The sequence below is a fragment of the candidate division WOR-3 bacterium genome, assembly GCA_026418155.1.
Taxonomy (GTDB): Bacteria; Hydrothermota; Tepidihabitantia; order Tepidihabitantales; family CAIPLT01; genus JAOABV01.
Map to the genome: position 1 here is coordinate 1 of JAOABV010000039.1, position 14821 is coordinate 14821.

At 34.2% G+C, this 14821-nt stretch carries 12 protein-coding genes; 9 read left to right on the plus strand and 3 right to left on the minus strand.

Annotated elements, in window-relative coordinates; translation table 11 throughout:
- Nucleotides 1-840: 840 nt before the first annotated feature.
- From N2201_05365 to N2201_05385, 5 genes are all read left to right on the plus strand, one after another.
- Nucleotides 841-1311, plus strand: coding sequence for a hypothetical protein (locus tag N2201_05365; GenBank protein MCX7785638.1), 471 nt, complete (start codon nt 841-843; stop codon nt 1309-1311).
- 36 nt (nt 1312-1347) lie between these two features.
- On the plus strand, nt 1348-2412 hold the full coding sequence (gene prfA, locus N2201_05370; GenBank protein ID MCX7785639.1) for a peptide chain release factor 1: 1065 nt from the start codon (nt 1348-1350) through the stop codon (nt 2410-2412).
- Nucleotides 2409-3227 carry a peptide chain release factor N(5)-glutamine methyltransferase gene (prmC, locus tag N2201_05375; GenBank protein ID MCX7785640.1) on the plus strand — a complete coding sequence of 273 codons (819 nt, stop codon included), beginning with the start codon at nt 2409-2411 and terminating at the stop codon, nt 3225-3227. Before prfA ends, prmC begins: the two co-directional genes overlap by 4 nt.
- A gap of 37 nt (nt 3228-3264) precedes the next feature.
- A complete protein-coding gene (locus tag N2201_05380) occupies nt 3265-4110 on the plus strand; it encodes an NAD(+)/NADH kinase (protein ID MCX7785641.1) in 846 nt (281 codons plus the stop codon).
- Nucleotides 4111-4257: 147 nt separating this feature from the next.
- Complete coding sequence (locus tag N2201_05385; GenBank protein MCX7785642.1) at nt 4258-4857, plus strand: CDP-alcohol phosphatidyltransferase family protein; 600 nt, start codon at nt 4258-4260, stop codon at nt 4855-4857.
- A 139-nt stretch (nt 4858-4996) separates the two neighbouring features.
- On the opposite strand, the gene N2201_05390 is transcribed toward N2201_05385, so the two are convergent.
- A complete protein-coding gene (locus N2201_05390; GenBank protein MCX7785643.1) occupies nt 4997-7291 on the minus strand; it encodes a YfhO family protein in 2295 nt (764 codons plus the stop codon).
- A gap of 545 nt (nt 7292-7836) precedes the next feature.
- Between N2201_05390 and N2201_05395 the strand changes: the two genes are divergently transcribed.
- From N2201_05395 to N2201_05405, 3 genes are read left to right on the plus strand one after another with little or no spacing between them, the layout of a single operon-like run.
- Nucleotides 7837-8745, plus strand: a complete 909-nt coding sequence (locus N2201_05395) for an acyl-CoA dehydratase activase-related protein (protein MCX7785644.1) — start codon at nt 7837-7839, stop codon at nt 8743-8745.
- Between the two features lie 3 nt (nt 8746-8748).
- A complete protein-coding gene (locus tag N2201_05400; protein MCX7785645.1) occupies nt 8749-9819 on the plus strand; it encodes a hypothetical protein in 1071 nt (356 codons plus the stop codon).
- Complete coding sequence (locus N2201_05405; protein MCX7785646.1) at nt 9816-10775, plus strand: acyl-CoA dehydratase activase; 960 nt, start codon at nt 9816-9818, stop codon at nt 10773-10775. The genes N2201_05400 and N2201_05405 overlap by 4 nt, the downstream gene beginning before the upstream one ends.
- Before the next feature lie 164 nt (nt 10776-10939).
- Here N2201_05405 and pgeF read toward each other — a convergent pair whose 3' ends face one another.
- Both pgeF and recJ read right to left on the minus strand, forming a co-directional pair.
- Nucleotides 10940-11668: a peptidoglycan editing factor PgeF gene (gene pgeF, locus N2201_05410; GenBank protein MCX7785647.1), complete on the minus strand. Its 729-nt coding sequence runs from the start codon at nt 11666-11668 to the stop codon at nt 10940-10942.
- Nucleotides 11669-11720: 52 nt separating this feature from the next.
- The gene (gene recJ / locus N2201_05415) at nt 11721-13460 is read right to left on the minus strand and encodes a single-stranded-DNA-specific exonuclease RecJ (GenBank protein MCX7785648.1); all 1740 of its coding nucleotides are present in this window, start codon (nt 13458-13460) and stop codon (nt 11721-11723) included.
- A gap of 142 nt (nt 13461-13602) precedes the next feature.
- On the opposite strand from recJ, the gene N2201_05420 reads away from it, so the two are divergent.
- Nucleotides 13603-14376 carry a sulfide-dependent adenosine diphosphate thiazole synthase gene (locus N2201_05420; GenBank protein MCX7785649.1) on the plus strand — a complete coding sequence of 258 codons (774 nt, stop codon included), beginning with the start codon at nt 13603-13605 and terminating at the stop codon, nt 14374-14376.
- Nucleotides 14377-14821 lie beyond the last annotated feature (445 nt).

The window sequence follows — 14821 nt, forward strand, 5'->3', positions numbered from 1 at the left end:
TCTCATTTCTAAAACAAAATTCATCTAAGTCTTTGAGATTATTAAACTTCCTGAAATTTTATACTTTGGTGGTGTTGTATCTGGGCTAGCCCTACCCTAGCCCTTTGTTGGGTCGGTGTTGGCAAACACTTAATAATGGCTTATCGCATATTCGGCTTAGAGGGTCGCCCGTAGATTAGGTTATAATATTTACTTTAATGACTGTTTAGAATTCTCTATGAATGAATCATTGTGAATATGCTAATCCGCACATCAAGTAGCATAATCCCTAGCATAAAAGTTAAAATAATTCAAATACCACGAAAAGATTTGTGCCAAGATACGCTCGGAAACTTCACAGAAAACAAGTTAATAAGCAAAAAAGCATAATGGAAAAATTGGTTAATTTTCTAATGAAGTATTATCTTTGTGTTCATTGTTATTTTATTAACTGATTTAAATACTTTAACTTCTAATTTATCACAGAACATCCATACTTTCCTTTGGTTCTATTAACTATTACTTCGGCTTTATTTAATGATAAATAAAATAAAATTAAAGAGAAAATCGAGACAATACTCAATATTTTGTTATCACGCTTTTAAAATATGCTGTATCCAAGAGATACTATACAATTTATGAGATTTAATTATAATGGTTATGTGAAACAAGTTTTTTAAAATAGCATTTGATATTTTGTGTAGATTTAGCCTTGATATTTTAAAGTAAAAATTAGTTGACATTGAATCTATATTTTTTATACTAACTTTATAATAATACTCTAAACTGAAAATAATATCCTATGAACGGTAAAACTATTCTATAAAGATAATAATTTTTAATCAGCAGATAGGAGTTTTTATGAAAATATTAGTTGTATATTACTCGTGCACCGGTAAAACCAGAACTATTGGACATACACTGAGCACTTTACTGAATTGTGATTGTGAAGAAATAATCGATATGAAAAATCGTAAAGGCATCTTCGGTTGGTTGTCTAGTGCTTATGATGCTTTTCGAAAAAAGATGACGACAATCCAGAAAATAAATTATAATCCTAAAGATTATGACTTAGTTATTATTGGCACGCCCAATTGGGCAGGTATGCCAACTCCGGCTATAAGAACTTACCTCAATCAAAACCTCGGCAATATAAAAAATGTTGCTTTCTTCTGCACAATGGGCAGTGATGATATAGGTAAAGTGTTTACTGAGTTAGAAGCAATTTGTCAAATCAAACCTAAAGCCCTTTTAAGCATCAAATCATCTGAAGTCGAAAAGAATCTGTTTTCTGACAAAGTTCAAACTTTTATTGAGAAAATAAAATTATAAAATCAAAAAATGGAAATATTCGGGTCAGTTGAAGATTTGGAACAACGATTAGTGCCTCTAAAACAGCGCTATACGGAAATTGAACAATTATTGGCTGACCCCAAAGTTTTATCTGACTCTAACCAAACTCAGTCTTTAAGTAAGGAGTATAAAGATATCAAAACAATCCTTCAAACTTTTGAAGCCTATAAAGCAACGCTTAAAGAGATTGAAGATACTAAAGAACTCCGTAGTAGCAGTGACGAAGAAATTAAAGAAATGGCTGAAAAAGAACTGGTGCAATTAGAAAGACGCCGAGATGAACTGAGACATAATTTATTATACTATTTGGTACCCAAAGACCCTTCGTGGAAAAGCACTTGTATAGTCGAAATTCGGGCTGCTGCTGGTGGCGAAGAATCCGCCCTTTTTGCCGCCGAACTCTTCCGAATGTATACAAAATATATCGAAAAGAAAAACCTCCGTTACGAAGTGCTTTCTTCTCGCCCCAGCGATTTACAAGGTTATAAAGAGATTATTTTTTCTGTTGAAGGCGAAGATGCATTTCGTTATTTTCGGTTTGAAAGCGGTGTCCACCGAGTGCAAAGAGTACCGATAACCGAAGCCTCTGGACGTCTTCATACTTCAACCGTCACTGTTGCGGTCTTACCTGAACCAACCGAGATTGAACTTAAGATTGACCCGCAAGACCTAAAGATTGAAGTCTTCCGAGCAGGAGGACATGGTGGCCAACATGTGAATGTTACTGATTCGGCAGTAAGAATTACTCATATTCCCACCGGGATAGTTGTCTCTTGTCAGGACGAACGAAGCCAGTTAAAGAATAAAAACCGGGCAATGAAAATTTTACGTGCCCGGGTTCTTGAGTTAAAAAAAGCCGAAGAGGAAAAGAAATTAGGGGCTCAACGCCGAAGTCAAATTGGTAGCGGTGACCGTTCGGAAAAAATCCGCACTTATAACTATCCGCAAAACCGTGTCACTGACCACCGAATCGGATTGTCCGTCCATAATTTACCAGAAATTCTTGATGGCGAACTTGATTATATTGTTCATCCCTTAGAAGAAGCCGAAATTACTAAACAATTACAATTAACAAAATGACTGTTACTTATCAAGAATTACTCAAACAAGCACAAAAACATTTTACTAATTCCAGTGACGCTGAATATTTTGTCCAAGCCTTATTAAATAAACCGCGTTATGAAATTTTTACTACTCAACCTATACAAGACAATCAGATTATTTCTCAATTTTATAATTTATTAAGACAATACCAACCTGAAATGCCGGTTCAATATCTTGTTAACAAAGCATACTTCTTATCTTATGAATTATATGTTGACCCGAGAGTTTTGATACCAAGATTTGAAACCGAAGAGTTAGTTGTAAAGACTGCCCAAAAAGTCAACAACCCTCAATTAATAATTGATATTGGCACAGGTTCTGGGGCAATTGCAATTGCTTTAGCCCATTTGTTTCCCCAAGCCAAAATTATAGCAACTGACATTTCGCAGGACGCTTTAGATGTCGCAAGAAACAATATTGATAAATATCACTTGCGTAATCGTATCGTATTTTGCCGATGCGATTTGTTCCCTAATTATATTAGTCTCAAAGGAAAGGTAGATTTAATAATTTCTAATCCTCCCTATGTCTCTGAAGACGAAATTGAAACACTGCCTTTATGTGTAAAAAATTATGAACCACTAATAGCATTAAATGGTGGTAAAGATGGATTTGAAACTATCAGGCGAATCATTGATAATGCTCCTCATTACTTATCGCCTAAGGGATTATTATCATTAGAAATTGACCCTCGGCAAGTTGAACTGATTAAGGCAATGAAAGTCTCGGTAAAGTTTGAAACTGATAATCAAGGACTTATAAGATATGCATTTATTACATACAAAAATTAAAAGTTAAAAATTAATATAACTTTGTTTGGAGTATATAATGAAAATAGGTTTAATTGTTAATCCTGAAAAGCCATTAGCCCAAAAAGTTATTCCTGAACTTATTGATTTTTTAATGGAAAATAAGATAACTCCGTTAATCGAAAGTGTATCGGCTAAAGCCTTAAAGTTAAGCAAGTTTTCTGTATCTGATTCAAAGTTAATTCGGTCTTCCCAATTGATAATTGCTTTGGGTGGCGACGGAACATTATTACGTGCCGCCCGCATGGTGGGAAATCGGAAAATTCCGATTATGGGCGTAAATTTAGGCGGTTTAGGTTTTCTAACCGAGTTTTCTACTAATGAACTGAAAACCGCAATAACTGATTATTTAAATAAAAATTATCGAGAAGAAAATCGAATGGTCTTAAAAGTTACGCATAATAAAAGAAGTTTTTATGTGCTCAACGACTGTGCAGTAAATATGGGACCAGACTGTCGAGTAATTGAGGTTATGCTATCCACTAACCACAATTTCATCTGTAAACTTGTTGCTGATGGTGTTGTTGTTGCAACACCAACCGGCTCAACTGCTTATTCGCTTGCAGCCGGTGGTCCAATTGTTTTTCCGACAATGGAAGCAATATTGATAACACCGCTTTCGCCTCACAGTCTTTCAGGACGACCATTAATTGTGCCGGCAACGGAAGCAATTACTCTGGAATTAGGTCCGAAATCCTCCAAGGCAATTTTGAATCTCGATGGCCAAACGCGACGCCTATTGAAAACAGGTGAAAAAGTTATATTCTCCAAAGCCAATTATTACATTCGACTAATTGCACCCAAAAATAAGTCTTATTATCAAATTCTAAGAACTAAAATGAAATGGAGTGAACGCGGTGAATAGTGCTGTGCCAAAATATCTTGTTCTGATGATAGAATCAAACCATCGTCGGTTCAATCCCTTTAATTTCAGTCAAAAGAGCATCGCTGGTGATTTCAGCAACGATGCAAAATTGTTCACCTCAAATTTTTATTCTAAAAATCGTGTATAATGAGTTGCCCGAACTACGAATCCAAACCCGAAAACCGCATTGAGTTTGGAAAAGTATTAACCTTACCCAATTTTCTAAGTCTCTCGCGACTATTCTTATTACCATTAATCTTATTCTTTATTGCGACAAAAGAAGAAATTGCTGGATTAGTACTGATGTCAATCTCTTGGTTAACCGATGCTTTAGATGGTTATATCGCGCGTCGCACAAATCAAGTTACTAATTTAGGTAAGATTTTAGACCATTTGGTTGATAAAATTTGGGTTGGAGTAATTTTAGTTACCCTTGTTGTCGTCAAAGAATTACCTGTCTGGATTGCAGGCGCAGTAATCATCCGCGATTTGTTAATTGTAATTGGTGCTTCACTGATTATTCAAAAGAAAAATCAAATTTTCTCCTCAAATATCATTGGAAAAATTACTGGCTTCTTTTTTGCAATTTTAATGGTAAGTTATCTCTTAGATTTTAGTCATTCTTTTGTAATAAGAAATACATTATTAATCGTTGTGGCAATCTTAATCTTTGCTTCTTTTGTAAATTATTTGTATCTCTTTATCAAAACATTAAGTACTCAAAAGGGGAAGAATCTTAACGATTGATTTTATCTGAAACCTCTGAATAAATCAAATATTACCATAGAGAAAAAGAGTAGAATATTCTCAATCTTTTCCAAGTTTGGAGGCATTTTTTTCAAAGTTCTCTTATCTCCTTGCAGACAATATCCTCTTAGGAAAAGAATTATTCTTTTCGTGTGACTGAACGAATGCTTAATATCATTACCAAAGAGATGATCAGAGTTATAAGTGTTATAAAACCACCAACTTTAATATTATGTTTATCGTAGTAAAACTCGACAATATGTTCGCCTTGAGGAACATATACTGCTCTTAAACAAAAATCAGCGCGATAAATTTTTGTTACCTTTTTATCAATGCAGGCTTTCCATTCAGGATAATATATTTCAGATAATACTAAAAATCCTGGTTGGTCCGTATGAACTAATACTTTGATATAATCAATATCTAACTGCTGAATGGAAACTTGGGCATTAGCCTTTTGACCTGATAATTTATCTTTAGGTTCTTCCTCTAAAACAACAATTTGGCTAACATCAAAACTATCATTTGCTAGTAAATTGAGAATTTCATTATCATCTTTTATTACTCGATAATCGGAACAAAAGAATGCACGAGAAAGATATTTAGGGTTTAAGTCTAAACCCATTCGGTTAGTATTAGTATCAACTTTGATAAGGTACTTAGCATTAAGGAGCTCAGTCCAACGCGAAACCGGTAACTTAAAATTATAGTATCTTTCTAAATTTAAGGAAGTATAGCCTTCTAATGCCTCAAGTTTCCAAAGACACCCTTCATTTCGTTTCAGAATCATATAACCATCCTCTCGGGTTCTAATGCGAAAAATTTCTTTTTGTCTTTCTTGTTGCAGATTGGCAATTAAACGGGAATAGGGATAGTATTCAGATGGCGAAACAAAACCTTTACTAAACTTATTCCCAAACTGATACAAATCAATAAAACTGATAAGTCCAATCAAACCAATCAATAATGATGTTTTAGTTTTAACTTGACTCCGAAAGAGAAATAATAGCCAAGTAAACAAAAGATAAACGAAAAATATTCCTAATTGTTTTTGACTATTAGCGTAAATCTCGGAACGGCTAAAAAATCGACTTGTATCCTTAAAAACACCACTGATAAATAGCAAATAACAAAAAGCAGTAATGCCTAATGCGATTAATAAATATTTACTAAATCTTTTAATCTGATAACGAACATTTTCATTAATCGAAAGAAAATATTCTAAACCAAATACTGCTAAAACGCCCAAACTTATTGTATAAACACTTAAGAATCGAACCGGGAAACGAAATCGTTTAAGACCTGGGATAATGTGCCAGAAAAATTTATAGAGCGGAAAATATCTGCCCATTGCAAAAAGTAGTGCCAAGACTGCAATGATTAAAAAAATATATTTTACTTTTCGCGGTGAGTAAAATATTGCGAAGACCGCAAGTACCAATGGCAAAACACCTAAATAGATACCACTTTCCCAATAATAGTGGCCATATTGATTTGCCCAAAAAGGAACCGAATCAGTTCCGCCACCCGTAACACTGCCGAAAAATTTGGGCAAGAAGATACATAATAATTGTTTCGGCAATAACGAACCGTCAGTTGTTTGCTCATAGGTCATTTTTTCCCGTAGCGTATAAGGCACATATTTCAAAGAAGGGTAATACTGAATCATCGCAATGCCTATGCCAACTAAAAAGAAGATGATAATTTTTGCTAAGGATAATGGTAAATACTTTTTTAGGTTATTTCGTTCAAAAACAATAGTATGATAAATATAATAAATAACTAAGGCATAAATGAAATATAGAATAAATTGTGGATGACTGGCTAAAATTGCAATACCCAAAAAAATCCCTCCCAAAAATGCATCAGAGAAATTTTCCTTAGTTAAGATTCTAACAAAGAAATAAAATAGTAAAAAACTCCAAGCAAAGATACTTACTGGACTGATTTGGATTGCCCGAAGACTTACATAGCCTGAAAAAGTCATTATGATAGCACCGAAAATCCTGCCCTGCCAATCAACTTTCATTTCTTTTAAGAAAAGATAGACAAAACAGCCTGCTAACAAAAGATGAAATATCATCATTAGTTCGATTTGAATAAACTGGAGTGGTGCTGAACCGTTTAAAAAAAGAAAGAACCAGTTAATTGGGTAAAAGGTTAAAATACTAAGGTCGTTTAAGTATGGAACACCGGAAAAGACATAAGGATTCCAGACTGGAAGTTTGAATGATTTCAAGCAGTCTTTAGCGAATGAGAGAAATGGATACCATTGATAAAGCACATCGTCCCAGAGAAATCTTTTCTGTGCCAACAAATCATAGTAATAGATTAAAAGCAACAATATAATAATCATTAGACAATATAAAAATGCCGGGAGTTTTATCTTCGACGATTGTTTCATTTGTACTTTATCTCTTTTTTCTGATTTCATAATTGTTTTATAGTAAAGACAAATTTTATCAGTGTCAAGAAATTATTTACAAAACTTGTTTTAGTATAACTTCATATTATAAAATAATTATAGTTTTCAACTTTAATCTCCTTTCGAATTTATTTATCGAAATTACTTGATGGCATTTTTTATATTTGGTTGATGTCTACAAACTTTTTTGAATGAATAATCGAAAAGTTTTACTAATAAAAATATACTTTTACTCGATTTATTCGTGCAATTCCTGGCTAAAGTTTTCATCCTGACTACTCCTCTTATAAACCGTCGTAAAAAACCTAACCGGTAACAATTTTGCAATTATCATAAAAAATTGAATCTCAGGAAAGTTAACAAATAAACCAAAAATAATTTCAGAAATATAAGTAGCCCAATATGATTTTGTTTTCTGAGGATTTATAAAATCAGTACATTGTGATTCAAATAATGTTATCTTCTATAAATAGTCTGTGGAGTTATTAAGCACAAGATGAATGTAAGGTTAATCACTATTGACATATCGGAGATAGAGTATAAAATTAAGTATAATGACGATAGGGATTCCAAGAGCACTATTCTATTATCGCTATGGAAAGTTCTGGGAACAACTTTTTCAAAGTTTAGGCATTAAGATAGTGGTCTCGCCGAAAACTAATAAGCAAATTTTAGAAAAAGGATTAGTAAAGGTCTCCAGCGAAGTTTGTCTGCCCATCAAAATAGTTTGTGGCCATATTGAGATATTAAAAAATCAAGTTGATGCTGTCTTTCTACCAAGGTTTATCAGACTGAATCAAGGTCTATACGCTTGTCCCAAAATGATTGGCATCGTTGATATTGTCCGAATGCAAGTTGGCAAATCTTGTCAAATACTATCGCCCACAATTAAAGATAATTTTATTATTTCTCATTTTTTAACTGGCCTTACTCTGACTAAAAATCCTTTTCAAACTAAACAGGCATTAAAAAGTGCTCTCCCCTATCTTAAGCATAATCAACCAAAAACAGAAAATAGTCAACTTTGTAAATCTCAGATTCTCCTTTTAAGTCATTTTTATAATACAGGTGATGAATTTATTGTTAAGGACATACTTTCAACCTTTGAATCTTATGGCTTTGCAATTGTTACGAAAGAAGATTTACCGGAAAATATTTTAAGTGCTTCCCGAGGATTTGCCCAAAATATCCGTTGGGTTTATGAAAGAGAACTGTATAATGCTTTTAAGTTTTATTTAGATAAGGTTGCTGGAATTTGCAATATCATCTCATTTGGCTGTGGACCAGATTCACTTATTTGTGAAATAATGTCTTCTGAGGCACAAATCAAAAATGTTCCTTTTCTCAAACTTGTCATTGATGAACATACTTCTAAAACTGGCTTAATCACGCGGATTGAGGCTTTTTCCGAAATTGTTATTCAGAAACTAAAAACTAACAATAAACTTTTAAGCGCTAATTAGAATATGAAGGCATCATTTCCTCATTTAGGATATGATACATTAGCGCTTAAGGGATTCTTAGAAAATTTGGGCGCTGAAGTTATTGTGCCTCCGCCGCTTACAGACCGAACAATATCTTTAGGCACAAAATATTCTCCAGAATTGATATGTTTACCATTTAAGATTACTTTAGGTAATTTCATTGAATCTCTTGAATTAGGTGCTGATACGCTCTTTATGGCTGCTGGTGCACGCAAATGCCGATTCGGCTATTACCATTATCTACAAGAAAAGATTCTAAAACAACTTGGGAATGGTTTCAAATTCTATGCTATTAGTCAATACACGCCATTAGATTTTGTCTTTCAGAAGATGCCGAAGATTTTTTCCATCTCACCAAAACGAGTTATCCATTCACTCTATCTACTCATTCAACATAGCAAATTAATTGAAGAATTTCGTAATTTAGTTCGGAAAGGACGAATATTAGATTATTCCCAAACTCTTGAATTAGAAAAAAAAGGTTTAAAGATAATTAGCGAAGCCAAAACTCTTATGCAAATTCGAAATGCTCACAAACAAATAAAATCAATGTTCGGTTTTACTAAACTACTACCTCCAAATACCATTAGAGTTGGTTTAGTCGGTGAAATCTATCTAATGCTGGAGAATTTTGCCAATCACGAAATAGAAAAAGAATTAAGTAAGCTGGGTATTTATGTCTTAAGTAAAAGAAGTTTATACCGTCACTTAAAACATCTCCTTTATATTGACTGGCAGTGGTTAAAATATAGATATTTGGCTTATAGATACTTAAAAGATTCTCCTGGTGGTGAAGCCATAAATACTGTTGGTGAGGCGCGGGCTTTTATCAGACAAGGCGTTTCTGGAATCATTCATATCTTTCCATTTACTTGTATGCCAGAGAATATTGCTTTGGAAGTTTTGCAAAAAATGAGTGAAGACTATTCAGTCCCAATACTTTCTCTTTCTTTTGATGAACATACTTCTAAGACTGGTCTTTTGACAAGAATTGAAGCATTTGTTGATTTACTAAAACATAAATCAGTATCTGTAAAATCAAAGGGAAAATGATTGAAGCATACTTAGGTGTCGATGTTGGCTCGATATCAACGAAGGGTGTAGTATTTTCTAAAAACGGTGATATTATTGCCAATGCCTATCTTAAGACCAGAGGTAGGCCTGTTGAAGCAATAAAAGAATTGTTAAAAGAATTACAATCGCAATGCAATAATACAAAAATTTTGGGTGTTGGCACAACTGGTTCTGCTCGCCGTCTTGCTGGTGTGATGCTTGGCGCTGATGTGGTAAAAAATGAAATAATTGCCCATGCAATTGCTGGCACTTATTTTTATCCTGATGTCAGAACAATTATTGAAATTGGTGGCCAGGATTCTAAAATCATCATTTTAAGAAACGGCATTCCGGTTGATTTTGCAATGAATACTGTCTGTGCTGCTGGAACGGGCTCGTTTTTAGAGCATCAAGCAATTCGTCTCGGAATTCCAATTGAGGAATTCGGAAAATTAGCCTTAAAATCAAAAAATAATGTTACAATTGCCGGCCGGTGCACGGTCTTTGCGGAAAGTGATATGGTGCATAAAGCCCAATTAGGTGTTGCCACTGAAGACATCGTCCGAGGTCTTTGTGATGCGATTGTCCGTAATTATCTAAACACTGTTGGTAAAGGTAAAGAGATACTTCCACCTATACTCTTTCAAGGTGGTGTTGCCGCCAATATTGGTGTAAAACAAGCATTTGAACGAGCATTAGACAAAGAAGTGATTATCCCAGAAAATTTTTTAGTAATGGGCGCAATTGGTTCAGCAATCCTTGCTCGAGAACATATCAATCGGCATAATAAATCTACTAACTTTGCTGGTTTTGAAATTGCAGAAATAAAATTTGAAACTAAGGCATTTGAATGTAAAGATTGTCCCAATAATTGCGAAGTCATTGAAACCTATCGGCAAGATAAAATCATTGACCGTTATGGTGACCGCTGCGGTAAATGGTCAGAAAAAATATAATATTCCTTTTTTACTACAACATTCGTAAGGGTTATAAATGGAATAAAATATTTTAATCTAAAAATTTTCCTTATTTTTCTTACAACTTAAACTAATTTTCGGATAAGGCTTAGATTAACGATTAATTTAGTTCGGACATTAAGAAAATACTTTTTTAAGTATATCTATTTTCTATATCCAATCAATGCTAAATTGCGACCTGCATTTTTCTCTCTTCTTGCCGAATAGAATAAATCTTTTTGACAATAACTACACATCCCAATGTCTGCTATTGAGATAAGTCCTAATTGTCTAAGTAATGTATGATTCACTTGTTTTAGGTCTAAATATACTTTGTTATCGCGATGAACTATTGAATTGGAGATATTTCTTTTTTGACAAAACTCATCAAAAAGGGTTGCAACCTCTGGTCCGATCTCATAACAACAAACACCTATTGATGGACCAAATGCATAATATATCTGTTCGGGTTGCAGATTAAATCTCACTAAGAGAGTTTTAGCCATTTTCGGGCCGATTTCTTTTAAGGTTCCTCTCCATCCGCTATGCACAATTCCTATAATCTTTTTCTCAGGACTAAAAAAATAGATTGGCAAACAATCAGCAACTTTAACGCCAATAAAAGTATTTATCTGGTCAGTAAACAAACCATCGCCAAGCAACGCTGGGCTATCGGCAAAATCTTGGTTAACATACCAAATAACATCTGAATGAGTTTGGTAAAGCGTCACGATTCGGTTAATCCCCAAATTAAGATAATTAGAAGATGATTGACGGGTAAAGAAGAGACATAATAGATTTTCTAATTCTGGTTTTTCGAATACAAGCCTAAAGAATTTTAGATTATTATTTTCTTCAAATCGCCAAACCTTATCTAAGGTATCTTTATTCACGGTCGTATTTCTTATTTCTCAAAATGTTGTTTGAGTTATCGCACCAATATTATTAATGTATCTTCATATCTTTAATCACCAATTGAATTTTAGTCTTACCGGCAAAACAATGTTCATCAAAAGTATAGACAATATCAAGATGATTCTCTTTTCCTTTTTGCAGTTTTAATATCACATCGCTTCGGCCAAAAGCGATGGCTTCCAATACTTTATCTTTATTCTCTCTAACACTAAACTTAAGATGTTCCTGACCAACGACGCGAGGGTAACCGACGACTTCTAAGCCTGATGTCATAAAAACAGGGCAGGGATTTTCTTGACCAAATGGCTCAAACTTTTGGATTATTTTAAGTAATTCTGGAGTTATTTCATGCAAAGAAATCAGTCCATCAATATAAAGTTTTCTTTGTAAAAATTCATCGGGTAAATTTTCTTGAGCGTAAATTTGTATTTTTTCCGCAAACTCATCAATCTTATCTTTGGCTAAAAGCACACCACAAGCATATTTATGACCGCCGAAACTCAATAGTGAATCTTGACAAGATTTGAGTGCTTGATAGAGATTAAACCCAGGAATACTCCGACCTGAACCTTTAGCCCGGTCTTCTTTAATGGTTAAAAGAATTGTTGGTCGAAAATATCTATCGACCAATCGTGAAGCACCAATTCCCACTACACCTTCGTGCCAAGCCTCATTGGCTAAGACCATAACTCTATTTTCTGCTATATTTTTCTGTTCAATTATTTCAATTGCGCTATTAAGGATTTCCATTTCCATATTTTGTCTTTGAGCATTCTCTTGATTTAATTCGTGAGCAATAAGTTCGGCTTCTTTCTGCTCATCAGTAATAAGGAGCCGAACTGCTTTTTCTGCACAGGAAATTCTACCCGAAGCATTGATTCGGGGCGCAAGAATAAAGCCAACATCATAAGGTGTGATTTCCCTTTTAGATAGACCGGCAACTTTTAATAATGCTTGCAATCCGACTTTCTTGCTTTTGACAATCTGCTTTAAGCCAAATTTAGCCAAAACTCTATTTTCATCAATTAACGGCACAATGTCCGCGATTGTTCCTAAGGCGACTAAATCCAAATGTTCCACTAAATATTCTTTGGGCTGATTTAGGCTTGCTAATAAAGCCCAGGCTAACTTAAACGCAACCCCGACACCGGCTAATTCTCGGAATGGATAGATGGAATCGTGTCGTTTGGGATTAATGATGGCATAAGCCTTGGGCAAAACTTCTTTTGGTTCGTGATGGTCACAAACGATTACATCAATTCCCATTTTTGATGCCATTTCAATCTCAGAAAAATCAGTTGTGCCACAATCCACAGTAATAATGAGATTAAAACCATAAGACTTGGCGTAAAGCACACCAGTATCAGACAGTCCATAACCTTCTTTTTGACGATGCGGAATATAAAAAGAGACTTGTGCGCCCAACAAACGCAATACCCTTAATAACAATGCACTGCCTGAAACACCGTCAACATCATAATCACCATAAATTAGTATTGGCTGTTTCTTTTCGATACATTGAATAATTCGAGATACAGCTTTTTCCATATCTGTGAGTAATTTGGGCTGATGAAGATTAGCTAGTGAGGGATTTAAGAAATCGTAAATTTGCTGATAAGTCTCATATCCACGGTCATAGAGAATTGACACAATAAATTTGGGTAATTTTAATTCCTGGGCTAAGCAGGCAATATTCTCGTTCTGTTCTTGGGAACGACTAACAACCCAAATATAATCTTGATTACTCTTAAATGAATTATTCTTTTTCATTAATTGAACTATAATTGCAAAAAGAATTATCGTCAAGTCTGTTTTCATTAAATAAGTTTTTATTTGTGTGACTTTTGTCTAATGATTTTAGGTTGAACTTTTCAATCTTGACAAATAGTGCTAATCAATTATCATTTATCCTATGAAACTGAATGAAATTACGATTTCCAGAGCAATTATTGAAACCTATTATAAAGAATTAATTGATAATCTTAAGTGCGATGTTGTGATTGCGGGTGCAGGTCCATCTGGACTTACTGCGGCCTATTATTTAGCCAAGGCAAATGTTAAAACTGTCGTCTTTGAGCGAACTCTAAGGCCTGGTGGTGGAATTGCTGGTGGTGGAATGATGTTTAATAAAATCGTCGTTCAAAAAACTTCTTTACCCATAATGAAAGAGTTAAACATATCAGTCAAGGAATATGAAGATAATTACTTTATAGCATCTGCCTTAGAAGCACTGGGTCAACTAATGTCTTTATCCATCAAAAAAGGCGCAAAGATTTATAATTTAATCTCAGTTGAAGATGTGATGATTCGGAAAGAAAAGATTACTGGAGTTGTTATTAACTGGTCTGCGGTTGAAATGGCAAATCTTCATGTTGACCCTTTAACTGTAGAAAGTAAATTTGTCATTGATGCCACGGGCCATCCAGCTGAAGTCGTTAAAATTGTCGAAAAGAAAATTGGACCAAAACTATTCACCAAGAATGGCACATTTCTTGGTGAAAAATCAATGTGGGCAGAAGTTGCCGAAGAACTTATTATCAATAACACCAAAGAAGCCTATCATAATCTCTATGTTTGCGGAATGGCAGCCAATGCGGTTTTTGGTGCGCCAAGAATGGGTCCAATCTTTGGTGGTATGTTCCTATCAGGCAAAAGAGTGGCTGAATTGATTATCAAGAGATTGTAAAAAGGTCTTGTTATTAAAAAACGCTTTTTCGCACAAAGAAATGCTATATTAAACAATCACTTTGTTATCAAAAGTGTCGGAAAAACCAAATTTAGCCATTATAATTACTGAAGGTACTGCCAGTTCATAATTTTTAGGTTATTTGTCCATTAATCAGGAAAGCATAACTTAAAAAAAGTCAACCACTTCAATTTGGGATATAATTTTGTGACTGTAGCAAACTAAATACCCAAACTTGTCCCTTTGTATTTTTCTACTTTGAACTTATAAGCCTCACTACTTTTAAACTTTTACAGCAGGTCCGACCCGCTTTTGTTTCTTAAACCTTGAACCTTGGAACTTATCATCCTTTTTGAAATTATTCAGTTTAATAAAATAACCTAAAAGTTTTCTCCAAAACACCCTTTTACACCTTAAACCTTTGAACCTTGGAACTTTTGGGCTT